The 24,059-nt window shown below is 69.9% G+C and carries 26 protein-coding genes; 13 read left to right on the top strand and 13 right to left on the bottom strand.

The window, feature by feature from the left end; translation table 11 throughout:
• The first annotated feature begins 12 nt into the window (after positions 1–12).
• The 7 genes from ACZ50Z_RS17960 to ACZ50Z_RS17990 are packed head-to-tail and all read left to right on the top strand — an operon-like array spanning position 13 to position 6,327.
• Positions 13–954, top strand: coding sequence for a metal ABC transporter solute-binding protein, Zn/Mn family (locus ACZ50Z_RS17960; RefSeq protein WP_464484755.1), 942 nt, complete (start codon positions 13–15; stop codon positions 952–954).
• Complete coding sequence (locus ACZ50Z_RS17965; RefSeq protein WP_464484756.1) at positions 951–1,772, top strand: metal ABC transporter ATP-binding protein; 822 nt, start codon at positions 951–953, stop codon at positions 1,770–1,772. Before ACZ50Z_RS17960 ends, ACZ50Z_RS17965 begins: the two co-directional genes overlap by 4 nt.
• Positions 1,772–2,632: a metal ABC transporter permease gene (locus ACZ50Z_RS17970; RefSeq protein ID WP_464484757.1), complete on the top strand. Its 861-nt coding sequence runs from the start codon at positions 1,772–1,774 to the stop codon at positions 2,630–2,632. Before ACZ50Z_RS17965 ends, ACZ50Z_RS17970 begins: the two co-directional genes overlap by 1 nt.
• A gap of 35 nt (positions 2,633–2,667) precedes the next feature.
• Positions 2,668–3,375 carry a sensor domain-containing protein gene (locus tag ACZ50Z_RS17975; protein ID WP_464484758.1) on the top strand — a complete coding sequence of 236 codons (708 nt, stop codon included), beginning with the start codon at positions 2,668–2,670 and terminating at the stop codon, positions 3,373–3,375.
• 22 nt (positions 3,376–3,397) lie between these two features.
• A complete protein-coding gene (locus ACZ50Z_RS17980) occupies positions 3,398–4,156 on the top strand; it encodes a LamB/YcsF family protein (RefSeq protein WP_464484759.1) in 759 nt (252 codons plus the stop codon).
• Positions 4,156–5,082 carry an MBL fold metallo-hydrolase gene (locus tag ACZ50Z_RS17985; protein WP_464484760.1) on the top strand — a complete coding sequence of 309 codons (927 nt, stop codon included), beginning with the start codon at positions 4,156–4,158 and terminating at the stop codon, positions 5,080–5,082. Before ACZ50Z_RS17980 ends, ACZ50Z_RS17985 begins: the two co-directional genes overlap by 1 nt.
• Before the next feature lie 3 nt (positions 5,083–5,085).
• The gene (locus tag ACZ50Z_RS17990) at positions 5,086–6,327 is read left to right on the top strand and encodes an SLC13 family permease (protein ID WP_464484761.1); all 1,242 of its coding nucleotides are present in this window, start codon (positions 5,086–5,088) and stop codon (positions 6,325–6,327) included.
• On the opposite strand, the gene ACZ50Z_RS17995 is transcribed toward ACZ50Z_RS17990, so the two are convergent.
• The 6 genes from ACZ50Z_RS17995 to carD are packed head-to-tail and all read right to left on the bottom strand — an operon-like array spanning position 6,324 to position 11,330.
• Complete coding sequence (locus ACZ50Z_RS17995; RefSeq protein ID WP_464484762.1) at positions 6,324–7,250, bottom strand: glycerophosphodiester phosphodiesterase; 927 nt, start codon at positions 7,248–7,250, stop codon at positions 6,324–6,326. The two genes, ACZ50Z_RS17990 and ACZ50Z_RS17995, sit on opposite strands and share 4 nt — an antisense overlap.
• Complete coding sequence (gene rlmB, locus ACZ50Z_RS18000) at positions 7,251–8,180, bottom strand: 23S rRNA (guanosine(2251)-2'-O)-methyltransferase RlmB (RefSeq protein ID WP_464484763.1); 930 nt, start codon at positions 8,178–8,180, stop codon at positions 7,251–7,253.
• Between the two features lie 11 nt (positions 8,181–8,191).
• Positions 8,192–9,601: a cysteine--tRNA ligase gene (gene cysS, locus ACZ50Z_RS18005; RefSeq protein WP_464484764.1), complete on the bottom strand. Its 1,410-nt coding sequence runs from the start codon at positions 9,599–9,601 to the stop codon at positions 8,192–8,194.
• A gap of 49 nt (positions 9,602–9,650) precedes the next feature.
• Positions 9,651–10,139, bottom strand: a complete 489-nt coding sequence (ispF, locus tag ACZ50Z_RS18010) for a 2-C-methyl-D-erythritol 2,4-cyclodiphosphate synthase (RefSeq protein ID WP_464484765.1) — start codon at positions 10,137–10,139, stop codon at positions 9,651–9,653.
• Positions 10,136–10,825 carry a 2-C-methyl-D-erythritol 4-phosphate cytidylyltransferase gene (gene ispD, locus ACZ50Z_RS18015; RefSeq protein WP_464484766.1) on the bottom strand — a complete coding sequence of 230 codons (690 nt, stop codon included), beginning with the start codon at positions 10,823–10,825 and terminating at the stop codon, positions 10,136–10,138. Before ispD ends, ispF begins: the two co-directional genes overlap by 4 nt.
• A 16-nt stretch (positions 10,826–10,841) precedes the next feature.
• The gene (gene carD / locus ACZ50Z_RS18020; protein WP_003419482.1) at positions 10,842–11,330 is read right to left on the bottom strand and encodes an RNA polymerase-binding transcription factor CarD; all 489 of its coding nucleotides are present in this window, start codon (positions 11,328–11,330) and stop codon (positions 10,842–10,844) included.
• A 322-nt stretch (positions 11,331–11,652) separates the two neighbouring features.
• Here carD and ACZ50Z_RS18025 point away from each other — a divergent pair, with 322 nt between their 5' ends.
• From ACZ50Z_RS18025 to disA, 3 genes are read left to right on the top strand one after another with little or no spacing between them, the layout of a single operon-like run.
• Entirely contained in the window at positions 11,653–12,222 is a 570-nt protein-coding gene (locus ACZ50Z_RS18025; protein WP_464484767.1) for a copper chaperone PCu(A)C domain-containing protein, read from the top strand.
• A gap of 49 nt (positions 12,223–12,271) precedes the next feature.
• The gene (gene radA / locus ACZ50Z_RS18030) at positions 12,272–13,684 is read left to right on the top strand and encodes a DNA repair protein RadA (protein ID WP_464484768.1); all 1,413 of its coding nucleotides are present in this window, start codon (positions 12,272–12,274) and stop codon (positions 13,682–13,684) included.
• 16 nt (positions 13,685–13,700) lie between these two features.
• On the top strand, positions 13,701–14,783 hold the full coding sequence (disA, locus tag ACZ50Z_RS18035; RefSeq protein WP_464484769.1) for a DNA integrity scanning diadenylate cyclase DisA: 1,083 nt from the start codon (positions 13,701–13,703) through the stop codon (positions 14,781–14,783).
• A gap of 32 nt (positions 14,784–14,815) precedes the next feature.
• Here the strand turns inward: disA and ACZ50Z_RS18040 are convergent, their stop codons facing one another.
• Both ACZ50Z_RS18040 and ACZ50Z_RS18045 read right to left on the bottom strand, forming a co-directional pair.
• The gene (locus tag ACZ50Z_RS18040) at positions 14,816–15,622 is read right to left on the bottom strand and encodes a hypothetical protein (protein ID WP_464484770.1); all 807 of its coding nucleotides are present in this window, start codon (positions 15,620–15,622) and stop codon (positions 14,816–14,818) included.
• Positions 15,623–15,725: 103 nt separating this feature from the next.
• The gene (locus ACZ50Z_RS18045) at positions 15,726–16,343 is read right to left on the bottom strand and encodes a carbonic anhydrase (RefSeq protein ID WP_464484771.1); all 618 of its coding nucleotides are present in this window, start codon (positions 16,341–16,343) and stop codon (positions 15,726–15,728) included.
• Here ACZ50Z_RS18045 and ACZ50Z_RS18050 point away from each other — a divergent pair.
• Positions 16,342–17,262, top strand: a complete 921-nt coding sequence (locus ACZ50Z_RS18050; protein WP_464484772.1) for an HhH-GPD family protein — start codon at positions 16,342–16,344, stop codon at positions 17,260–17,262. The two genes, ACZ50Z_RS18045 and ACZ50Z_RS18050, sit on opposite strands and share 2 nt — an antisense overlap.
• 4 nt (positions 17,263–17,266) lie before the next feature.
• On the opposite strand, the gene ACZ50Z_RS18055 is transcribed toward ACZ50Z_RS18050, so the two are convergent.
• Entirely contained in the window at positions 17,267–18,037 is a 771-nt protein-coding gene (locus ACZ50Z_RS18055) for an alpha/beta fold hydrolase (protein WP_464484773.1), read from the bottom strand.
• Between the two features lie 62 nt (positions 18,038–18,099).
• On the opposite strand from ACZ50Z_RS18055, the gene mhuD reads away from it, so the two are divergent.
• Both mhuD and ACZ50Z_RS18065 read left to right on the top strand, forming a co-directional pair.
• The gene (mhuD, locus tag ACZ50Z_RS18060) at positions 18,100–18,420 is read left to right on the top strand and encodes a mycobilin-forming heme oxygenase MhuD (RefSeq protein WP_293046727.1); all 321 of its coding nucleotides are present in this window, start codon (positions 18,100–18,102) and stop codon (positions 18,418–18,420) included.
• Entirely contained in the window at positions 18,395–19,759 is a 1,365-nt protein-coding gene (locus ACZ50Z_RS18065; RefSeq protein ID WP_464484774.1) for a serine hydrolase, read from the top strand. The genes mhuD and ACZ50Z_RS18065 overlap by 26 nt, the downstream gene beginning before the upstream one ends.
• A gap of 3 nt (positions 19,760–19,762) precedes the next feature.
• Here the strand turns inward: ACZ50Z_RS18065 and ACZ50Z_RS18070 are convergent, their stop codons facing one another.
• From ACZ50Z_RS18070 to clpC1, 4 genes are all read right to left on the bottom strand, one after another.
• Positions 19,763–20,311 carry a histidine phosphatase family protein gene (locus ACZ50Z_RS18070; RefSeq protein WP_464484775.1) on the bottom strand — a complete coding sequence of 183 codons (549 nt, stop codon included), beginning with the start codon at positions 20,309–20,311 and terminating at the stop codon, positions 19,763–19,765.
• Positions 20,308–21,084, bottom strand: a complete 777-nt coding sequence (locus tag ACZ50Z_RS18075; protein WP_464484776.1) for a CbtA family protein — start codon at positions 21,082–21,084, stop codon at positions 20,308–20,310. Before ACZ50Z_RS18075 ends, ACZ50Z_RS18070 begins: the two co-directional genes overlap by 4 nt.
• Before the next feature lie 9 nt (positions 21,085–21,093).
• The gene (locus ACZ50Z_RS18080; protein ID WP_464484777.1) at positions 21,094–21,309 is read right to left on the bottom strand and encodes a CbtB domain-containing protein; all 216 of its coding nucleotides are present in this window, start codon (positions 21,307–21,309) and stop codon (positions 21,094–21,096) included.
• Between the two features lie 192 nt (positions 21,310–21,501).
• A complete protein-coding gene (gene clpC1, locus ACZ50Z_RS18085; protein WP_464484778.1) occupies positions 21,502–24,045 on the bottom strand; it encodes an ATP-dependent protease ATP-binding subunit ClpC in 2,544 nt (847 codons plus the stop codon).
• Between the last annotated feature and the right edge of the window lie 14 nt (positions 24,046–24,059).

Genomic DNA, 24,059 nt, shown 5'->3' on the forward strand with positions numbered 1-24,059 from the left:
TCGGACGTGCGCATGGCACTGACGCATGGGCGAACGCGCGCCCCCGCGACGCGCCGGCTGGCGGCCGTTCTGGCCGTGGCCGGCTCGGCGGTGCTGTCCGGTTGCGGCGGTCACCCGGCGCATCCGCACGCGTCCGCCGTCGTCGCGTCGACCGACGTGTGGGGCAGCGTCGCGCGGGCCGTCGCGGGCCGCCATGTGGCGGTCAAGTCCATCGTGAGCGGGGCGGAAACCGACCCGCACTCGTATGAGGCCAGCCCGTCGGACGCCGCCGCCATCGCCGACGCCGCCCTGGTCGTGTTCAACGGCGGAGGCTACGACGGGTGGGTCGACGACGTGCTGGCCCGCCAGCCCGGCGCCAAGGCGGTCCTCCAGCCGGTCGAGGCCTACTCGTTCCTCGAAAAGGACGGGCAGCCGCGTAACGAGCACGTCTTCTACAACCTGGGCGTCGCCAAATCGGTGGCCGCCACAATCGCCGACCGGCTCGCGACGATCGACCCGGGCAACGCCGCGGACTACCGGGCCAATGCCGCCGCCTTCGAGCGCGACACCGACGCCATCGCGATCACCGAACACAGCATCGCCGCCACCTACCCCCACGCCCCCGTAGTGGCGACCGAACCCGTCGCCTTCTACCTGCTGAAGGCGACGGGCCTGTTGAACCGGACTCCGCCCGCCTTCGCCGCGGCCATCGAGAACGAGACCGACCCGGCGCCGGCCGATCTGGCATCGGTCCTCGATCTGATCGACCGGCGTCAGGTGTCGGCGCTGATGGTCAATCCGCAGACCTCCGCGGCCGCGATCACCAGCCTGCGCGACGCCGCGGGACGCGCGGGTGTGCCGGTTACCGAGGTGGCCGAGACCCTGCCGGAGGGGTCCGACTACGTGAGCTGGCAACGCAATACGGTCGACCGGTTGCTGGTCGCGCTGCAGTCGAGCCGGCCCGTCCAGCCGTGAGGATCGGAGCGACGCCGGACGTCGACCGACACGCGGACACCGTTTCACTGCGCGGCGCCCGCCTCGCCTTCGGCGACCGGGTGTTGTGGGACCACCTGGACCTGTCGGTGTCGCGCGGCGAGTTCATCGCGGTACTCGGCCCCAACGGCAGCGGCAAGACGTCGTTGCTCAACGTGCTCCTCGGGCAGCTGTCGCTGAGCGCCGGCGCCGGACTGGTGGAGGGGAAGCCGATCGCCTCGGGCAGCGGGCGCATCGGCTATGTGCCGCAACACCGGCCACTGGATCACGACGTGATGCTGCGGGGGCGGGACCTGGTCCGGCTGGGCATCGACGGCGCACGCTGGGGCGCGGTCCCGCTGCGGTCGCGCGACCGGGCCCGGCGGCGTGCGGCCGTCGCCGAGGCGCTGAGCCGGGTCAACGGCGAACACCTGGCCGACGTCCGGGTCGGCGTGATGTCGGGCGGCGAGCTGCAGCGGGTGCGCATCGCCCAGGCACTGGTGAGCGACCCGACGCTGCTGCTCTGCGACGAACCGCTGCTGACGCTGGACCCGGCGAACGCGAAGCTGGTGTCGGCGCTGATCGAGCGGCGCCGCCGGGAGGCGGGGACCACGGTCATCGTCGTCACCCACGAGATCAACCCGATCCTGCCGTATGTGGACCGGGTGCTCTACCTGGTCGACGGCCGGTTCAGGATCGGCACCGTCGATGAGGTGATGACCAGCCAGACGCTGTCGGCGCTGTACCGATCCGACATCCAGGTGCTCAAGGTCAAGGACGGCTACGTGGTGGCCGGCGAGCACACCGACGGGCACGCCTGATGGAGAATCGGCTCGCCGACATGGGACACCACCTGTTCTCCTTCGACATCACCGCGCATCTCCTCGGCCACGACTTCGTGCAGCAGGCGCTGGTGGCGGCCGCGCTGCTGGGGCTGGTCGCCGGGCTGATCGGGCCGTTCATCGTGATGCGGCAGATGTCGTTCGCCGTGCACGGGTCCAGCGAATTGTCTTTGACCGGAGCCGCTTTCGCGCTGCTGGTCGGATTCGGGGTGGGCGCCGGCGCGCTGATCGGCAGCGCCCTGGCGGCGGCGCTGTTCGGCGTCCTCGGCCGGCGCGCCCGGGAACGCGATTCGGTGATCGGGGTGGTGCTGGCGTTCGGCCTGGGCCTGGCGGTGCTGTTCATCCATCTCTACCCCGGCCGGACGGCGACCAGTTTCGCCCTGCTGACCGGCCAGATCGTCGGGGTCGGCTACACCGGGCTGACGATGCTGGCGCTGGTTTGTCTTCTCGTGATCGCCGTGCTGGCAACGTGTTACCGCCCACTGCTGTTCGCCACCGTGGACCCCGACGTCGCCGCCGCCCGCGGCGTGCCGGTCCACGCTCTGGGGATCGTGTTCGCCGCCCTGGTCGGGGTGGTGGCGGCCCAGGCGGTGCAGATCGTCGGAGCGCTGCTGGTGATGTCGTTGCTGATCACGCCGGCGGCCGCGGCGGCCCGGGTGGTCACCTCGCCGGCGGCGGCGATGCTGACGTCGGTGGTGTTCGCCGAGGTGGCCGCGGTGGGCGGGATCGTGTTGTCGCTGGCCCCGGGTGTGCCGGTGTCGGTCTTCGTCGCCAGCATCTCGTTTCTGATCTACCTGGTCTGCTGGCTGGTGGGGCGTCGGCGGGAGGCGTCGGCCTAGGCTGGGCCCACACATCGACCCGCATCCGAAAGGCAATGGTGCACCGGCGAATCGCGTTCTTGGTGCTGGCCGTGTCAGCCCTGGCGAGCGGCTGCACCACCGTCGTCGGCGGAAGCGCGTCGCCCGCGGACACCTCCGGTCCGCTGCCGCAGACCCCGGTGGCCGCCGCGGCCCTGGATGGCCTGATGCTCGGCGCGGACGAGATCAACTCGTGGCTCACGACGGGGATGCGGCTTCGGGAGAGCGTGCAGGCGATGTGGGACGCGAGCCCGACTTTCAGCGACAAAAACTGCCTGGCGATGTACGGGCCCGCCCAACAAGCCGTCTACGCGGACACCGGCTGGACCGCGATGCGCGGCCGGCGCCTCGACGACAACTTCGACGATCCGACGGTCCGCAACGATTCCACCGTCGAGGCCGTGATCGCCTATCCCACCGCGCGCCAGGCCAACACCTTCTACGACGCCTCGGTGCGGCGGTGGTTCGCCTGCGCCGACCGCAAGTTCGTCGAACACCGGCCGGGCAAGCCCGAAGTCGCGTGGACGGTGGGCGACGCCCACAAGCTCGGCGGCACGCTCAGCACGTCGGAAGTTCAGGAATCCAGCGACGGCTGGGCCTGCCAGCGGGCGCTGACCGTGCGCAACAACGTCGTCATCGACGTCGCCACCTGCGGCTCCTTTTTGCCCGGCGGGTCCGCGGCCGACCTCGCCCAGCAGATCGCGGCCAGGGTCGCCCGCCAATAGCCCGCACCCATAAGCTGGGCGGGTGGCCGGTATCGACCTCAACGCCGATCTGGGCGAGGGCTTCGGCGTCTGGCGCCTCGGTGACGACGACGCGATGCTCGGCATCGTCACCAGCGCCAACGTGGCGTGCGGATTCCACGCGGGAGATCCCGCCGGCCTGGCGCGCGTGTGCCGGTCGGCCGCCGGGCGCGGGGTGCGCATCGGGGCGCAGGTGAGCTACCGCGACCTCGCCGGCTTCGGCAGGCGCTTCATCGACGTCGCCGCCGACGACCTGATCGCCGATGTGGTGTATCAGATCGGTGCGCTGCAGGCGATCGCGCACGCGTCCGGTTCTTTCGTGTCCTACGTGAAACCGCATGGGGCGCTGTACAACACGATCGTGACCGACGGCGAGCAGGCCGCCGCGGTCGCCGAGGCGGTGCGGCTGGTGGACGACCGCCTGCCGGTGCTGGGCATGGCCGGTTCGGCCTTCTTCGACGAGGCCGCCCGGCGCGGCCTGCGCACCGTGGCCGAGGCGTTCGCCGATCGGGCCTACCGACCGGACGGACGGTTGGTCTCCCGCCGCGAACCGGGCGCAGTGCTGCGCGATCCGGCGGCGATCGCCGCGCGCGTCGCCACCATGGTGACCGCGGGTACGGTCACGGCCATCGATGGCAGTCTGCTCGATCTGAGCGTGGAATCGGTTTGCGTGCATGGTGATTCGCCGGGCGCGGTGCAGATTGCCGCCGCGGTCCGCGATCGTCTCACGGCGGCCGGCACCGAGCTGCGGGCCTTCTGCTGATGCGGCTCAAACTCGGGCGCCCCGACATCGCCGAATACGCAAGCCGATTCGACGCCCCCGTGGCCGGGCCCGACGCGCTCTCGGTGACCTGGATGGGAGTGGCGACGCTGCTGATCGACGACGGGTCGTCGGCGCTGATGACCGACGGCTACTTCTCCCGGCCGAGCCTGGCCAAGATAGCGGCCGGCAAGGTGGCGCCGTCGCTGGCGCGCGTCGATGGATGCCTGGCGCGCGCGAAGGTGTCGCGACTGGCCGCCGTCATTCCGGTGCATACCCACATCGATCATGTGCTGGACTCCGCGCTGGTCGCCGACCGCACCGGCGCGCAACTGATCGGCGGCCAGTCCGCGGCCAACGTCGGGCGCGGCTACGGTCTACCGGAGAATCGGATCGTTGCCGCGGTCGATGGGCAGCCAATTCAGTTGGGCGCCTACGAGATAACGCTGGTGGAGTCCCGCCACTGCCCGCCCGACCGCTATCCCGGCACGATCGACGAACCGCTCATCACCCCGGTGAAGGCGTCGGCGTACCGCTGCGGGGAGTCGTGGTCGACGCTGGTGCACCACCGGCCGACGGGCCGGCGGCTGCTGATCCAGGGCAGCGCCGGTTTCGTGAAGGGAGCGTTGGCCGGGCACCGCGCCGATGCCGTCTACCTGTCCGTCGGGCAGCTGGGGCTGCAGCCTCGGTCGTATCTGGTCGACTATTGGGCCGAGACCGTCCGCGCGGTGGGGGCTCGCCGGGTGATCCTCATCCACTGGGACGACTTCTTCCGCCCCCTGACAAAGCCGTTGCGCGCCTTGCCCTATGCGGGCGACGACCTGGACGTCTCCATCCGCGTCCTCGATGAGCTCGCCGGCGCCGACGGAGTCGCGCTGCACCTGCCGACGGTGTGGCGGCGCGAGGACCCGTTCAGTGGAGCGGTCTAGACCTTGGCCCTGACCCTTGCACTGGTGCTGCTCGCCGCTGTCCTGGGGTTCGCCGTTGCGCGCCCGCGGGGCTGGCCGGAGGCGCTGGCCGCCGTCCCGGCGGCACTGATCCTGATCGGGATCGGCGCGATCTCGGTCCAGCAGGCGGCAAAGGAGATCGCCGACCTGTCCGGGGTCGTCGCCTTCCTGGGCGCGGTGCTGGTCCTGGCCAAGCTCTGCGACGACGAGGGCCTGTTCGAGGCCGCCGGCGCCGCGATCGCGCGCGGACGCGTCGGGTCGGGCGCCCTGCTGCGACGGGTGTTCGTGATCGCCTCGGTGATCACCGCCGTGCTGAGTCTGGACGCGGCCGTGGTGTTGTTGACCCCGGTAGTGCTCGCCGCCGTGCGGCGGCAGCGCACCCGGGTGCGGCCCTACGCCTACGCCACCGCCCATCTGGCCAACGGCGCCTCGCTGTTGCTGCCGGTGTCCAACCTGACCAACCTGCTGGCCTTCCACACGGCCAACATCTCGTTCACCAAGTTCACGCTGGTGATGACGCTGCCGTGGCTGGGCGCGGTGGTCACCCTCTACGTGATCTTTCGGTGGTTCTTCGCCAGGGACCTGCGGGTGCAGCCGGACCCGGAGCAACTCGGCGCGCCACCGCGCCCGCCGGTGTTCGTGTTGGCGGTGGTCGCGTTGACGCTCGCCGGTTTCGCGGTCGCGCAGTCCGTCGGGGTGGCGCCGGCCTGGGTGGCGCTGTGCGGCGCCGCGGCGCTGGCCGCGCGCAGCCTGCGCCGTCGGCACACCTCGGTGGCGGAGATCGTGCGCTCGGTCAACGTGTCGTTCCTGGTGTTCGTGCTGGCGCTGGGCGTGGTGGTGCAGGCGGTCATGCTGGGCGGGATGGACCGGGCGATGTCGGCGGTGCTCCCGTCGGGCTCGGGACTGCCCGCCTTGCTGGCCATCGCCGCGATCGCGACGGTGCTGGCCAACGTCGTCAACAACCTGCCGGCCACGCTGGTGCTGCTGCCACTGGTCGCACCCGCCGGGCCGGTGGCGGTGCTGGCGGTGCTGATCGGGGTCAACATCGGCCCTAACCTGACCTACGTCGGCTCATTGTCGAACCTGTTGTGGCGCCGCGTGCTTCGCCAGCACGATGTCGACGCCGGAGTCGGCGAATACACCCGCCTCGGGGTGTGCACCGTGCCGGTGTCGGTGGTGGTCGCGGTGCTCGCGCTGTGGGCGTCAGCGCGCCTGCTGGGCCTCTAGCCCCGACGGTATGCCGGTGGCAACGGCATGGACAGCTCGGCGAGCACGCCGCGCAGCGAAGTCGGATAGTCGGTGATGATGCCGTCGACGCCGTACGCGATCTGCTCGCGCATGGCGTCGGCGTCGTCGACAGTCCACGGAATAACCTTGAGCCCCAACGCATGCGCGCGGTCGACGTAGGGCTTGCCGGTCACCAGCCGGTAGTCCGGTGAGACGGCGTCGGCGCCCACCGTCAACGCGTCGATCATCGGATCCCCGGGTGTCCGCTCGTCGTAGAGCGCCACCAACGGAATGGCCGGTTCGGCCCGGCGCACCAGCGGCAGCGTGCGCCAGTCGAAGCTCTGTATTTCCACTCGTTCGACCTTGCCCGCGGCCCTGACCGCGGCCAGTATCACGTCGACAAACTCCTGCGGCTGGGCCGATGCGCCGGGGTCGTCGGCCTCCAGCTTGGTTTCGATGTCGTAGCGCACGGCGTCGGCACGGTAGGAGTCGGCGAGCGCGAAGACCTCTGGCAGCGTGGCGATCTTGTTGCCCCGCACCACTTCGGCGTGCGGGAAGTCATCCAACCGACGCCCGCAGTCCAGGGTGCGGACCTGCGCCAGCGTGAGCTCGTGCACACTTTTGCCGACGTAGGGATACTGCGGGTCACCGGCGAACGCTGGCGCGGTGTCGGCGCATTTCTCGGCCGCAATCGCCGGATCGTGCCACACCAGCGGTTGCCGGTCTCGGGTGAGTACGACGTCGAATTCGAGTGTGCTGACACCTAATTCGAGCGACCTGGCGAACGCGCGCAACGACTGCTCGGTGGCCTCCCCGCGACCGCCGCGGTGGGCCTGCAGGTCGAAGTCGGGCGTTTGGCCAGCAGCCGGCCACGACAGAAGCACCGACAACAGCAGCAGTGCAGCAGCGAGGCGGGCGCTCAACTAACGCCTGCGTTGGCGGGAGATCTCGGCGAGCACCACCCCGGCGGCCACCGAGGCGTTCAGCGATTCGGCATTGCCGGCCATCGGGATGGACACGACCTCGTCACAGTTCTGCCGCACCAACCGCGACAGCCCCTTGCCTTCCGACCCGACGACGACCACCACCGGGTCGGTGCCGTCCACGTCGTCGAGCACGGTGTCCCCGCCGGCGTCCAGCCCGATCACCCGCAGGCCGCGATTAGCCCAATCCGTCAGCGTCCTGGTGAGATTGGTGGCGCGGGCCACCGGCACGCGGGCCGCGGCCCCGGCGCTGGTGCGCCACGCCACCGCCGTCACCGAGGCCGAGCGCCGCTGCGGGATCAGCACGCCATGGCCGCCGAACGCGGCGACCGAGCGCACGATGGCGCCCAGGTTGCGGGGGTCGGAGATGTTATCGAGCGCGACAAGCAGCGCGGGCGGTGAACCCATCGCCGCCGCCAGCAGGTCGTCGGGGTGGGCGTAGTTGTACGGCGGCACCTGCAACGCGATGCCCTGGTGCAGATGGTTGCTGGTCATCCGGTCCAGGTCGGTGCGCGGCACCTCCAGGATCGCGATACCCAAATCGGCTGCGCGGGAGACGGATTCGGTGAGCCGCTCGTCGGCTTCGCTGCCCAGCGCCACATAGAGGGCGGTCGCCGGCACGCCGGCGCGCAGGCACTCCAGCACCGGGTTGCGGCCCAGCACCGTCTCGGTCTCGTCGGTGCGCTTGGCCGGGCGCCGCGAGGACGACTGAGCGCGCTTGGCGGCGGGGTGGTTGGGGCGCATGTGCGCGGGCGGTGTGGGGCCGCGGCCCTCCAGTCCGCGGCGGCGCTGGCCACCCGAACCCACGGTCGGGCCCTTCTTGGTGCCCGCCTTGCGGATTGCGCCGCGGCGACGCGAATTGCCGGCCATATACGTGGCCCCTACTGTTCCGGGCCGGCCTGCAGCGACCACTGCGGCCCGTCGGCGGTGTCGGTGACCTCGATGCCGGCGTGCTTGAGCCGGTCGCGGATCTCGTCGGCGAGCGCCCAGTTGCGCTGCTCGCGCGCCTTCTCCCGGTTCTCCAGCTCCGCGTGCACCAGCACGTCGACGGCGGCCAACGCCGCCGACGTCTCGTCGCGGGATTCCCAGCGCTCGTCGAGCGGGTCGCAGCCCAGGATGCCCATCATCGCCCGGATCGCGCGGGCCTGGCGCAGCGCGCCCTCATGGTCGCCGGTGTCCAGCGCGCGATTGCCTTCGGCCCGGGCCGCGTGCACCTCGGCGAGCGCGGCGGGCACCGCGAGGTCGTCGTTGAGGGCCTCGGCGAAGCGCGGCGTCGGATCGCCGGGCTCGACGGCGCCGACCCGCACCCGCACCCGGTGCAGGAATTCCTCAACGCCGACATAGGCTTTCACCGCGTCTTGCAGGGCGGTATCGGAGAATTCCAGCATCGACCGGTAGTGGGCGCTGCCCAGGTAGTAGCGCAACTCGGCCGGTCGCACCTTCTGCAGCATCGCCGGAATGGCCAGCACGTTGCCCAGCGATTTGCTCATCTTCTCGCCGCCCATGGTCACCCAGCCGTTGTGCAGCCAGTAGCGGGCGAAGCCGTCGCCGGCGGCGCGGCTCTGGGCGATCTCGTTCTCGTTGTGCGGGAACACCAAATCCATTCCGCCGCAATGGATGTCGAATTCAGCGCCTAGGTAGGTGCGGGCCATCGCCGAGCATTCCAGGTGCCAGCCCGGCCGGCCGCGGCCCCACGGTGTGGGCCAGGACGGCTCGCCGGGCTTGGCGGCCTTCCACAGCGTGAAGTCGCGCTGGTCGCGTTTACAGGTCGCCGCGCCCTCACCCTGATGGACGTCGTCGATCTTGTGGCCGGAAAGTTTCCCGTACTCCGGGTAGCTGAGCACGTCGAAGTAGACGTCGCCGCCGGCGGCATACGCGTGCTCGGTTTCGATCAGGCGGTCCATCAACTCGATCATCTGGGTGATGTGGCCGGTGGCCCGCGGCTCGGCCGACGGCGGCAGCACGTCCAGGGCGTCGTAGGCGGCGGAAAAGGCGCGTTCGTAGGTGGCCGCCCATTCCCACCACGGCCGGCCCGCCGCGGCGGCCTTGTTGAGGATCTTGTCGTCGATGTCGGTGACGTTGCGGATGAAGGCGACGTCGCACCCGCGCGCGATCAGCCAGCGGCGCAGGATGTCGAAGGCCACCCCGCTGCGGACGTGGCCGATGTGCGGCAGGCCCTGGACGGTGGCCCCGCACAGGTAGATGGAGACGTGACCCTCGCGCAGCGGAACGAAATCACGCACAGCACCGGCTGCCGTGTCGTGTAGCCGCAAGCGGGCGCGATCGGTCACGACGTGCCAGCTTACCGGGTAGTTCCCCGGCGCCCGGCGCTGCGCGGGCTTAGCCCGCGGGGACCACGAGCGCGGTGGCGATGGCGGCCAGCCCCTCACCGCGTCCGGTCAGCCCTAACCCGTCGGTCGTCGTTGCCGACACCGACACCGGTGCCCCCAGCAATTCCGACAACACGCGTTGTGCCTCGGCGCGGCGTGGACCGACCTTCGGCCGGTTCCCGATGACCTGCACGGCGGCGTTGGAGACCCGGAAGCCTTCGCCCGACGCCAGGGCGGCGACGTGGCGCAGCATGTCCGCGCCGCTGATGCCCGCCAAGCGTGGATCGTCGATGCCGAACACGGCGCCGACGTCGCCGAGCCCCGCCGCCGACAGCACCGCGTCGCACAGCGCGTGCGCCCCCACGTCGCCGTCGGAATGACCGGCGCAGCCGTCGGCGTCGGCGAACAGCAGACCCAGCAGCCAGCACGGCCGCCCGGGTTGGATCGGGTGCACGTCGACGCCCAGGCCGACCCGGGGCAGGGGAAGGGGCCCGGTCACCGGCGCACGATCGCTTCGGCCAGCAACAAATCGAGCTGGGTGGTGATTTTGAACGCGAGCGGATCGCCGTCGACGACCTGGACCTGCCCGCCGACGTGCTCGACCAGCGACGCGTCATCGGTGAAGCCGGCCGCGCCGGCCCCGGCCCGGTAGGCGCGCAGCAGCAGGTCGGTCGCGAACCCCTGGGGCGTCTGCACCGCGCGCAGCCCGTCGCGCTCCGGCGTTCCCAGGACCACGCCGTTGGCATCCACGGCCTTGATGGTGTCGTGCAGCCGCAACGCGGGCACGACGGCGTCGTGGCCGGCCCGCAAGGCGTCGACCACGCGGGCGATCAGCGTTGGGGGGGTCAGCGCGCGCGCCGCGTCGTGCACCAACACGAACGCGGCGGCCACGGGAAGGGCCGCCAGGGCCAGGTCGACGGATTGGGTGCGGTGGGGCCCGCCTGCCACGACGGTGGCCCGATCGGCGAGGACCCGCTTGGCCTCATCGATCCGGTCGACAGGGACGGCCACCACGACGTGATCGACCACGCCGGAATCCAGCAATCCGGCGACGGCGCGCTCCAGCAGAGTGCGGCCGGCAACCTCGCAGAATGCCTTGGGAATTCCCGCTGCCAGCCGTTCGCCCGACCCTGCGGCCGGGACGACGGCGATTACGTTGCCTGAGGTGCCCGTCTTCGGGGCCACCGAAGCGTCAGGACCTTCAGGAAGCGGCGGCCAGAACCTCGTCGAGGATGGTCTCCGCCTTGGCGTCGTCGGTACTCTCCGCCAACGCCAGTTCACCAACGAGAATCTGGCGGGCCTTGGCCAGCATGCGCTTCTCGCCGGCCGACAGGCCACGCTCCTGGTCGCGACGCCACAGGTCGCGCACTACCTCGGCGACCTTGTTGACGTCGCCGGAAGCAAGCTTTTCGAGATTGGCCTTGTAGCGGCGCGACCAGTTGGTCGGCTCCTCGGTGTGCGGGGCGCGCAGCACCTGGAACACCTTGTCGAGGCCTTCCTGTCCGACGACATCGCGGACACCGACGTACTCGGCGTTCTCCGCGGGAACTCGAACGGTCAGGTCTCCCTGCGCCACCTTCAAGACGAGATATTCTTTTTGTTCCCCTTTGATCGTCCGGGTTTCGATCGCCTCGACTAACGCAGCACCGTGATGCGGGTAAACAACGGTGTCGCCGACCTTGAAGATCATCTGATTCGAGCCCCTTTCGTTACTTCATCCTAACACGGCCGCCTAACCACGCGCGAAGCAACGATGCAGGTCAGGGGCACAACACGCGCAGATTAGGGGTTGACATGGGGAGCAAGTCGTGCAATGGAGCACATTACCAATAGCGCCGGTCGGCTCCGGAAGCGGCTGGGAACGCGGCTTTGCACGCCCGCTTCGGCGGCGCGCCGAAGCCCCGCACCGCGCTCCTGCGCTGGTCCCGCGCCCCGCGCTACCGCCCGCACGGCGTCCCTACTACTGTGCATAGTTGCATTAGTCGAATCGGCCGAGCAGGAGGCTGTAGAGAGTGAACCGCTTCAAGATCCGCCTCGGCCTTCCCGCGTTCGCGACACGGGTCGCCGTCGCCGGCGTGGTGGCCGTCGCGGCCGCCCTGCTCAGCGGTTGCGGAGCCGGCCAGGTCTCGCAGATGGCGGTGCAGGAGCCCGCCATCAACGGCAACAAGGTCACCTTCAACAACGTGGCGTTGCGCAACATCCACATCCAGGCCACGCAGACGGGTGACTTCCTGCAGCCGGGCCGATCGGTGGACCTGGTGCTGGTGGCCGTCAACCAGTCGCCGACCGCCCCCGACAAACTGGTCGGCATCACCAGCGACGTCGGCACCGTGGCGGTCAGCGGCGACACCCGGTTGCCGGCCGGCGGGATGCTGTTCATCGGCACGCCCGAGGGCCAGAAGGTGGCGCCGGGCCCGATCGATTCCAGCTCCGCGGCCAAGGCGACCGTCACCTTGACCAAGCCCATCTCGAACGGCCTCACCTATAACTTCACCTTCAATTTCGAGAAGGCCGGGCAAGCCACCGTGCTGGTCCCGATTTCGGCCGGGCTGACCCCGCCGCACGAAAATCACGCGGGGTAACCGCCTGTCGTGACGGGGGCTTGTCGTAGCGGCTCGATACCGTCATCACGTGGCTACCGCGCGCTCGCAATACCGCTGCTCGGAATGCCGGCACGTCACCGCGAAGTGGGTCGGCCGCTGCCTCGAGTGCGGCACCTGGGGCACCGTTGACGAGGTCCCGGTGCTCGGCACCGTCGCCGGGCGCCGCGCCGCCCGGGCCGCGGGGTCGCAGGCCGTGCCGATCACTTCCATCGAGCCCAACGCCAGCCAGCACCGCACGACGGGAGTAGACGAACTCGACCGGGTGCTGGGCGGCGGCGTGGTGCCCGGTTCGGTCACGCTGCTGGCGGGCGATCCGGGCGTGGGCAAGTCGACCCTGTTGCTCGAGGTCGCCCACCGCTGCGCGGAATTCGGCCGCCGCGCCCTGTACATCTCCGGCGAGGAGTCCGCCGGCCAGATCCGGCTGCGCGCCGACCGCATCGGCTGCGGCGGCGACGAGGTGTACCTGGCCGCCGAATCCGACGTGCACACCGTGCTCGAGCACATCGCCACGGTCAAGCCCGCGCTGGTGATCGTGGACTCGGTGCAAACCATGTCCACCACCGAGGCCGACGGCGTCGCCGGCGGCGTCACGCAGGTGCGGGCGGTGACGTCGGCGCTGACCGCCGCGGCCAAAGCCAACGGGGTGGCGCTGATCCTGGTCGGGCACGTCACCAAGGACGGGGCCATCGCCGGCCCGCGTTCGCTCGAGCACCTCGTCGACGTGGTCCTGCACTTCGAGGGGGACCGAAACGGCTCCCTGCGGATGGTCCGGGGCATCAAGAACCGATTCGGCGCCGCCGACGAGGTCGGCTGTTTCCTGTTGCACGACAACGGGATCGAGGGGGTCGCCGATCCGTCGAACCTGTTTTTGGATCAGCGCCCGGCGCCGGTACCCGGCACCGCGATCACGGTGACCCTCGACGGCAAACGTCCGCTCATCGGCGAGGTGCAGGCGCTACTGGCCTCGCCGTCCGGCGGCTCGCCGCGCCGCGCTGTCAGCGGCATCGACCATTCGCGGGCCGCGATGATCACCGCCGTGCTGGAAAAGCACGCCAAGCTGCCCGTCTCCGCCCACGACATCTACCTGTCCACCGTCGGCGGCATGCGGCTGACCGACCCGTCATCGGATCTGGCGGTCGCGGTCGCGCTGGCCTCCGCGCTGGCCGATCTGCCGCTGCCCACGACGGCGGTGATGATCGGCGAGGTGGGGCTGGCCGGGGACCTCCGGCGGGTCAGCGGCATGGAGCGGCGGCTGAGCGAGGCCGCGCGCCAGGGCTTCACCGTCGCGCTCATCCCGGACGGCGACGATCCCCGGCGCGAAATCGTGCCGCGCGGGATGCGCGCGTTGCGAGCGCCCACCATCGCCGCGGCACTCGAGCACATGATCAACATCGCCGGCCGTCGCGGCGGCCCCGCAAAGCCGTACCGGCTGGACGCGTGACGCGATGGGCCGCAGAATGCACGCTGTGACCCGTCCGACGTTGCGTGACACCGTTGCCCGCCTGGCACCCGGGACCGGGCTGCGCGACGGCCTGGAACGCATCCTGCGTGGCCGTACCGGAGCGCTGATCGTGCTCGGCAACGACGAGAACGTCGAAGCCATCTGCGACGGCGGCTTCGCGCTGGACGTGCGCTACGCGCCGACCCGCCTGCGCGAGCTGGCAAAGATGGACGGCGCCGTCGTGCTGTCCACCGACGGCAGCCGCATCGTGCGGGCCAACGTGCAACTGGTGCCCGACCCCTCGATCGCCACCGACGAGTCGGGGACCCGGCACCGGTCGGCGGAGCGGGCGGCGATCCAGACCGGATACCCGGTGATCTCGGTGAGCCACTCGATGAACATCGTGACCGTCTACGTGGGCGGGGAGCGCCACGTGGTCGCCGATTCCGCCACCATCCTGTCGCGGGCCAATCAGGCCATCGCCACCCTGGAGCGGTACAAGATCAGGCTCGACGAGGTCAGCCGGCAACTGTCGCGGGCCGAGATCGAGGACTTCGTCACCCTGCGCGATGTGCTGACGGTGGTGCAGCGGCTCGAGCTGGTCCGGCGGATCGGCCAGGTGATCGACAACGACGTGGTCGAACTCGGCACCGACGGGCGTCAGCTGCGGCTGCAGCTGGACGAGCTGCTCGGCGGCAACGACATCGCGCGGGAGTTGATGGTGCGGGACTACCACGCCAGCCCGGAACCGCTGTCCGAGGCGCAGATGACCGCGACGCTGGACGAGCTGGACGCGCTCTCGGATACCGAGCTGCTCGACTTCACCGCTCTGGCAAAGGTTTTCGGCTATCCCACGACGACGGAGGCGCAGGATTCGGCGGTCAGCCCGCGCGGCTACCGCGCGCTGGCCGGCATCCCCCGGCTGCAGTTCGCCCACGCCGACCTACTGGTCCGCTCGTTCGGGACGCTGCAGAACGTGCTGGCGGCCAGCGCCAGCGACCTGCAATCGGTCGACGGCATCGGGGCGATGTGGGCGCGCCACGTGCGGGAGGGGCTGTCGCAGCTCGCGGAATCGACGATCACGGACTCTCTGAGTTGACGCGCGTTGACGTGCGTTGACGTGCGTCGGGCTCAGCCGGCCGGCGCGGGCATCGGCGGCGCCTCCGGCTGAGGCACGGCCCCCGGCTGTCCCGGCCCGGGCACCGGGCCCGGCGGCGGTGGCGGCTGGTTCATGACGAACGGCACCGGCATCGAGCGCAGATTGCCCAGCTGTACGACCAGGTTGTAGGTGCCCGGCCCGATCGCAGGCCGAGGCAGCGGGCAGTGCGGCGCCGAACCCATGCCAGTCCACGTCACCGCGGTGGTCACCTGCTCGCCCGGCGTGAAAGTCTTGATCAGCGTCTCGTTGGACGGTGCGCAGTCCAGGTTCGACCACAGCCGCTTGTTGTCCAGTGAGTAGACGTAGGCCGCCAGCACCGCGGCGCCGACGTCGCGCTTGCACGCGACCAGCCCGATGTTGGTGACGACCATGGTGAACTTCGGCTGGTCACCGATGAAGTACTGGGGCGCGTTGGTCAGGCCCTTGACCGCCAGCGTCGAGTCGGGGCAGTCGTCGCCCTCCTTCAGCACCGGCGGCGGCTGCACGGCGGCGGTGGGGGTGGGCGTCTCGGGGTTCTGGCCCTGCGCCGGCGGCGCTCCCGGGGCGGGGTTTTCGGGTCCCGCCGGCGGCGGCGCCTGGGGCGCAGGCGATCCCGGCTTGCTTTGCGCGGAGTTCGGCTTGTCGGTGCTGGCGGGCTTGGCTCCCGAGCTGTGCCCCATGAACGCGATGACGGTGGCGGCCACGATCCCGATCACGACGACCGCGATACCAATGGCCAGGCCTCTGCGCCGCCAATAGATCTCGGTGGGTAGCGGGCCCCGCGGTTCCAGATCGAGCACGTTCGCAGCGTAGGCCCAGGTCACGCCGATTCGGTTGACCCGCCTCGGCGTGTCGCTAGGTTTGCCGGCCAATCGCCGTGTTAGTGGCGGCCGAACGCGTGGGCTATTGCCCTATGTCGCCCACGTGGTCGCACAACGCCGCCCGCCCGTCGGCCAGGTGGTAGGTGACACCGGCGACCGCCACCGTGCCGTCGGCGATTCGCTCGGCGATCGCCGTGGACCGCGATACGAGCTGCGCCACGGTTTCGCGGACGTGCCGTTCCACGAACTCTTCGACCCGGCTCAGGCCGTCGCGGCGGCCCATCAGGATCGACGGCGCCACGCGCTCCACCACGTCGCGCACGAAACCGCCGGGAATGGATCCCTCCTCGATCGCGCCAAGGGCGGCCTTGATCGCGCCACAGCTGTCGTGACCCAGGACGACGATGAGCGGCACGTTGAGCACGCTCACCGCGAACTCGATGGAACCCAGGACCGCGGTGTCGATGGCCTGCCCGGCCGTGCGCACCACGAACATGTCGCCCAGGCCCTGGTCGAAGATGAGCTCGGCGGCGACCCGGCTGTCGGAGCAGCCGAACACGACCGCGGTGGGACTCTGGCCGGCCGCCAGGCTGGCTCGATGCTCAACACTTTGGCTGGGATGTTGCGGCTTACCGGCGACGAATCGCTCGTTACCCTCTTTGAGTGACTTCCAAGCGGTTACCGGACTGGTGTTAGGCATGGCAGAGATTGTGCCGCAAGCGGAGGTGACGGGCCTGACGGGCCCGGAATTCATATCAGCCACCAATCTTGTCGACTGGTATGACAGCTCGCGCCGCGACCTGCCCTGGCGAGAGCCCGGGGTGAGCGCCTGGCAGATCCTGGTCAGCGAGTTCATGTTGCAGCAGACGCCGGTGGCCCGCGTGTTGCCGATCTGGTCGGATTGGGTGCGGCGCTGGCCGACCCCGTCGGCGACCGCCGCGGCCAGCGCCGCGGATGTGTTGCGCGCCTGGGGCAAGCTGGGTTATCCGCGGCGGGCCAAGCGTTTACACGAGTGCGCCACCGTGATCGCACGCGAGCACGACGACGTCGTTCCCGACGACGTCGACACCCTGCTGACGCTGCCCGGCGTCGGCAGCTACACCGCACGCGCCATCGCCTGCTTCGCCTATCGCCGGCGGGTCCCCGTGGTCGACACCAACGTGCGCCGGGTGGTGGCGCGCGCCGTGCACGGCCTGGCCGACGCGGGCGCGCCGTCGGCGACCCGCGACCACGCCGACGTATCCGCGCTGCTGCCCGACGACGAAACCGCACCGCAGTTCTCGGTCGCGCTGATGGAACTGGGAGCAACGGTGTGCACCGCGCGTGCGCCGCGATGCGGCCTGTGCCCACTGGGCCGGTGTGCCTGGCGGCACGCGGGCTTTCCCGCCGCGCAAGGCCCGCCGCGGCGCGTCCAGACCTACGCCGGCACCGACCGGCAGGTTCGCGGCCGCCTGCTGGATGTGTTGCGCGGCAAGGATTCCCCGGCCACCAGGGCCGAACTGGATGTCGCGTGGCTGACCGATACCGCGCAGCGGGACCGGGCGCTGTATTCGCTGCTGGACGACGGCCTGGTGACGCAGACCCGCGACGGCCGGTTCGCGCTGGCCGGCGAGGAATAGCGCGTCAGGCCTGCGAATGCGGAGCGGCCAGGAAAGCCTCCACGGCTTCGCGGTATTGGCCGGGCGCTTCGTCGTGGATCAGGTGGCCCGCTTGCGGAACGCGCAAATATGTTGCCGCGGTAGCGCTTTCGGCCATCCGTTGCATCTGGCCCGGCGGGGTGACCGAGTTGCCGGCCTCGATGAGCAGCGCGGGGGCGCGTACCGCGCGCCACTGCGCCCAGTAGTCGCGGGTGCCCCACTCCGCGGCGATCTCGATCCAGCGCGAGGTGTGTCCGTGCAGCCGCCAACCGGTTTCGGTGCGGTCGAACGCCTCCAGGAAATACCGCCCGGCGACGGGCCCGAATTCGGCGAATACCTGTTCGGCGGAATCGAATTCGACCGGAAGGGCGTGCAGCCACGGCTCCCACGGGCCGGTGGTGCGACCGCGGAAATCCGGCGCCATGTCCTCGAGCACCAGGGCCGAAACCAGCTCGGGACGCTGCGCGGCCAGGCACCACGCGTGCAGGGCACCCATCGAATGCCCGACGATCCTGACCTTGGCGCTCAACGCGCTCACCGCGTCACCCAGGTCGGCCACGAACCGCTCGGTGCTGATCGGGTGCGGATCGTCGACGTCGCGGCCCCGGTGCCACGGCGCGTCGTAGCTGTAGACGGTGCCCATGCGGGTCAGCCACGGCAGCTGACGCGTCCACGTGGTCCCGCGCCCCATCAGGCCGTGCACCAGCACCAAGGGCTCGCCGCGCCCCCCGTGACGGGTCAACAAATCGCCGGGCATGCCACCATCTTGCGTGGACCGCGCCAGTTGAACGGGACGGGGGGCGGGGTAGCCTAAGCGGCATGCCGCCAGTGGTGAAGATCAACGCAATCGAAGTTCCCGCCGACGCCGGCCCAGAACTGGAGAAGCGGTTCGCCCACCGCGCCCACGCGGTGGAGAATCAGCCCGGCTTCCTCGGCTTCCAGCTGCTGCGCCCGATCCAGGGCGAGGACCGCTACTTCGTGGTGACGCACTGGGAGTCCGATGAGGCGTTCCAGGCGTGGGCGAAGGGTCCCGCCATCGAGGCCCACGCCGGCCATCGGGCCAACCCGGTGGCGACCGGGGCGTCCCTGCTGGAATTCGAGGTTGTGCTGGACGTTGCCGCAAACAAGCAGGCTGGCTAGCGGGCGGTCGGCCTGGCGCCGCGCACTGGCGCTGAGCGCCGCCACCGCCCTGATCGTGACCTCGGCGCCCGGTTGCGCCCCCTCCCCCTCGCCGCAGGCGAACGCCGCAAACCCGGGACGGCAGATCGACACCCGGACCCCGCCGGGCATTCGGGCCCAGCAGACGTTGGACATGCTCAACTCCGATTGGCCCATCGGACCGGTCGGGGTCGGCACGCTGGCCGCCGCCGACAAGGTCGAGTCGGTGCAAACCACCATGGAGGCACTGTGGTGGGACCGTCCATTCAGCCTTGACGGCGTGGACATCGGCGCCAGCGTGGCCACACTGCACCTGACGTCGTCCTACGGTGCCCGCCAAGACATCCGGATCCACACCGACGACGGCGGGTGGGTGGACCGGTTCGACCTGGACACCCGGGCGCCGACGGTCAAGTCGTGGCAGGACGTCGACGCGGTGCTGGGCAAGACCGGCGCGCGCTACTCCTATCAGGTCGCCAGGGTCGATGACGGCCGCTGCAACCCGGTGGCGGGCACCAACACCCGCGAATCCCTGCCGCTGGCATCGATTTTCAAGCTCTACGTGCTGCACGCCCTCGCCGGTGCCATCAAGAGCGGAACGGTGTCCTGGGATGACCAGCTGACCGTCACCGACAAGAGCCGGGCCGTCGGCTCGTCGGGTTTGGCGCTGCCCGCCGGCGCCCATGTCTCGGTTCGCAAGGCCGCCGAGAAGATGATCGCCACGAGCGACAACATGGCCACCGATCTGCTGATCGGAAAGATGGGCACCCAGGCCATCTCCGAAGCGCTCTCCACGGCGGGCCACCACGACCCGGGCAGCATGACCCCCTTCCCCACCATGTACGAGCTTTTCTCGGTCGGCTGGGGCAGGCCCGATTTGCGCGGCCAGTGGGAGCACGGGTCCCCGCAGGACCGGGCTCAGCTACTGGCGCAAGCGAATTCCACGCCGTATGACCCGGATCCGATGCGCGCCCATTCGCCCGCGTCCTCGTACGGCGCGGAATGGTACGGCAACGCAGAGGACATCTGCCGAGTCCACGCGGCGCTGCAGGCCGACGCGGTCGGCGCGGCCGCACCGGTGCGCGAGATTCTGTCCGCGGTGGCGGGCATCCAGCTGGACCGCAACGTGTGGCCCTACATCGGCGCGAAAGCCGGTGGCCTGCCGGGCGATTTGACGTTCAGTTGGTACGCCGTCGACAAGACGCGCCAGCCGTGGGTAGTGAGCTTCCAGCTGACCTGGCCGCGCGATCACGGGCCGACCGTGACCGGCTGGATGCTGCAGGTCGCCAAGCAGGCCTTCGCGTTGATCGCACCCAAATAGCTCTCACAACCGCAGCGTCCAGCGTCCGGCGCGCAGATGCATGACGACGCGGCCGGCCGGCGCGACGTCGATGCGCCAGAACGTGGCCGGCGCGATGTCCAGCGCCGCCAGGATCGCCGCTCGGACCACCGCGGGGTGGGTCACCGCCACCGCGGGTAATGCGTTGTCGGTCAACGACCTCAGCCATCCGGCTACCCGGTCGATGAGTTCGGTGATCGTCTCACCGCCGTGCGGTGCCCGGCTGGGATCGCTGAGCCACGCGTCGAGTTCTCCGGATTTCAGAGCGGTGAGCGCTTGGCCGCGCCACCGTCCGCAGTCGAGATCCGCCAGGCGCGGGTCCGTCACCGGGTCCAGGCCCAGCAGTTCCGCCGTCTCCTGGGTCCTCCGTTCGGGGCCGACGAAATGTCGTGCCCCACTGGCGATCTCGCCGGCTACGGCTTCGGCCTGCCGGCGACCGATTCCGTTGAGCGGCTCGTCGTCCGGAAACCGCCCGGCCGCCATCGCATCGGTCATCGCATGCGATACGAGCGTCAGCCGGAGGACCGGCGTCACGCCGCGGTGCTCGGGGCGCGCTCACTCAACAGCCGGGAGGCCACCATCGAGAAGACCAGACCGATGCTCGCCCACAGCACCAGTTGAGTCGCCAGCGACACCAGCCTGAACTCGTAGAGGACGTCGGCGGGAAAACCCGGATAGATGATGGTGCCCGATGCGTCGCGCAGCGGCCCCGGCGTCTCATCGAAGCTCGGCAGCAGCACCGTCACCACGACGATCGCCACCAGATAGGACCCGGCCGCCAGTAGCCTCGCGTTCCCGATGCCGAACCGGGCGGTGAGCCGGCGCGCCAGCCATACCGCGCCGATCGCCAAGACCGCGGACGCCAGCACCATCACCAGGTACCAGCCGGTGCGCGCGCCGATCGTGTCGGACTGGCCGACCGCCGGCGGGTTCGGCGGATACTTCAGGAACGGCGCCCCGTAGACCACCCAGAACGCCGCGGCGGCCAGCAGCAACGAAAGCACCCGCGGCCGCGCGTCTTCCTCGCGTGCATAGACGACGCTGAACAGCACAGCGAACAACGCGCCCATGGCGAGGCCGAAGATCAGCACACCGAATCCCAGCCCGGCGCCGGCCTGCACGCCGCGGGTGAACAGCTCGGCGCCGTGCTCATGCACGCCGTGCGCGTTCTCGGCGTCGAAGCGACCGTCCTCGAAAGCGATCGCGCGGGCGATGACGGGCTCGGCACACAGGCGGGCGAATACGAACGCCAGCACCGCGCCGATGGCGCCCGCCAGCAGACCGCCCCCGATCAGGCGCTTTTCCACGAGACCGAGTTAATGGCAGGGGAAGCCGAGGAGATGGCGCGCGTCGTGCACGAACTCGTGCACATGCGAATCGCTGCCGAACAGCGACACCGCCCCCTGGTCGACGCCGACGAAGTACAGCGCCAACAATGCGAGAAAGACCGTCGCGGCCAACCACAGCGCGGCGCTCGCGGCCGACAGGTCAAGCGAACGGGTGCGGCCGCCAGTTAGCTGCGGGTGGGACACAATCGACTCCTTCTGGGGATAACGCGCCCCCGTTGGTGATGACGAGCCTCGGGTCTGACTTTAGACAGTGGCGCGACCGTTCTGGATTTTCACCAGATTCCGTGACACGTCAGGACAGTGGCCAGTGTAGGGCGCAGCGAAAACGGGCGGTAGTCCCGAGATCGAGACGGTTCCGCCCGTTTCTGCTGATCGCTACTGCGCGTCCGGCCCCGGCGGCGCGGCGTGCGCCCCCGCCTTGGCCAGGTCCGGCTCGGCCGGCGGCTTGCGGGTGCCGGTGAAGGTGAACGCCGCGTCCTCGCCGGCGCTTTCGCCGTCCCAGTTGTCCACGTCGACCGTGACGACCTGTCCCGGGCCGACCTCCTCGAAAAGGATCTTCTCCGACAGCTGGTCCTCGATCTCGCGCTGGATGGTGCGCCGCAGCGGACGGGCGCCCAGCACGGGGTCGAAGCCCCGCTTGGCCAGCAATGCCTTGGCCTTGTCGGTCAGCTCGAGGGCCATGTCCTTGCTCTTGAGCTGGCCCGCGACCCGGGCGATCATGAGGTCGACCATCCGGATGATCTCGTCGCGGGTCAGCTGGTGGAAGACGATGATGTCGTCGATGCGGTTGAGGAACTCCGGGCGGAAGTGCTTCTTCAGCTCGTCGTTGACCTTCTGCTTCATCCGCTCGTAGTTGTTCTCACCACCACCCTGGGTGAAGCCCAGGCCGACCGGCTTGGAGATGTCCGACGTGCCGAGGTTCGAGGTGAAGATCAGCACGGTGTTCTTGAAGTCCACCGTGCGGCCCTGGCCGTCGGTGAGCCGGCCGTCCTCGAGGACCTGCAACAGGCTGTTGTAGATCTCCTGGTGCGCCTTCTCGATCTCGTCGAACAGCACCACGGAGAACGGCTTGCGGCGCACCTTCTCGGTGAGCTGGCCGCCCTCCTCGTAGCCGACGTATCCCGGCGGGGCGCCGAACAACCGCGACGCGGTGAACCGGTCGTGGAACTCGCCCATGTCGATCTGGATGAGCGCGTCGTCGTCGCCGAACAGGAAGTTGGCCAGCGCCTTGGACAGCTCGGTCTTACCGACACCGGACGGGCCGGCGAAGATGAACGAACCCGACGGGCGCTTAGGATCTTTCAGCCCGGCGCGGGTGCGGCGGATCGCCTTGGAGACGGCCTTGACGGCGTCCTCCTGGCCGATGATCCGCTTGTGCAGCTCGTCCTCCATGCGCAGCAACCGGGTGGTCTCGGCTTCGGTGAGCTTGAACACCGGGATGCCGGTCCAGTTGCCCAGCACCTCGGCGATCTGCTCGTCGTCCACCTCAGCGACCACGTCGAGATCGCCGGAGCGCCACTGCTTTTCGCGCTCGGCGCGCTGGGCCACCAGCTGCTTCTCCCGATCGCGCAGGCTGGCCGCCTTCTCGAAGTCCTGGGCGTCGATCGCCGATTCCTTCTCCCGGCGCGCGTCGGCGATCTTCTCGTCGAACTCGCGCAGGTCTGGCGGCGCGGTCATCCGCCGGATGCGCATCCTGGCACCCGCCTCGTCGATCAGGTCGATCGCCTTGTCGGGCAGGAACCGGTCGTTGATGTAGCGGTCGGCCAGGGTGGCGGCCGCGACCAGCGCCGGGTCGGTGATCGAGACCCGGTGGTGCGCCTCGTAGCGGTCGCGCAGACCCTTGAGGATCTCGATGGTGTGCTCCACCGTCGGCTCCCCGACCTGCACCGGCTGGAAGCGGCGCTCCAGGGCGGCGTCCTTCTCGATGTACTTGCGGTACTCGTCGAGCGTCGTGGCGCCGATCGTCTGCAGCTCGCCGCGGGCCAGCTTGGGCTTGAGGATCGACGCGGCATCGATCGCGCCCTCGGCGGCGCCGGCACCCACCAGGGTGTGCAGCTCGTCGATGAACAGGATGATGTCGCCGCGGGTGTTGATCTCCTTGAGCACCTTCTTCAGGCGCTCCTCGAAATCACCGCGGTAGCGCGAGCCCGCGACCAGCGAGCCCAGGTCCAAGGTGTAGAGCTGCTTGTCCTTGAGCGTTTCGGGGACCTCGCCGTGCACGATGGCTTGGGCCAGGCCCTCGACGACGGCGGTCTTGCCGACGCCGGGCTCGCCGATCAGCACCGGGTTGTTCTTGGTGCGCCGGCTCAGCACCTGCATCACCCGCTCGATTTCCTTCTCGCGGCCGATGACCGGGTCCAGCTTGCCTTCCATCGCGGCGGCGGTCAGGTTGCGGCCGAACTGGTCGAGCACCAACGAGGTAGAGGGTGAGCCGGACTCGCCGCCACGGCCACCGGTGCCCGCCTCGGCGGCCTCCTTGCCCTGGTAGCCGCTCAGCAGCTGGATGACCTGCTGGCGCACCCGGGTCAGCTCCGCGCCCAGCTTCACCAGCACCTGCGCCGCCACGCCCTCACCCTCACGGATCAGGCCCAGCAGGATGTGCTCGGTGCCGATGTAGTTGTGGCCGAGCTGCAGCGCCTCGCGCAGGCTCAGCTCGAGAACCTTCTTGGCGCGCGGGGTGAACGGGATGTGGCCCGACGGCGCCTGCTGGCCCTGGCCGATGATCTCCTCGACCTGGCTGCGGACGCCCTCGAGCGAGATGCCCAGCGACTCCAGCGACTTCGCCGCGACGCCTTCGCCCTCGTGAATCAAACCCAGCAGGATGTGCTCGGTGCCGATGTAGTTGTGGTTGAGCATCCGGGCCTCTTCTTGCGCCAGGACGACGACCCGCCGTGCACGGTCGGTGAATCTTTCAAACATCGGGTTACCTGCTC

This window comes from Mycobacterium sp. NTMscope_MAC_269, from assembly GCF_976985695.1.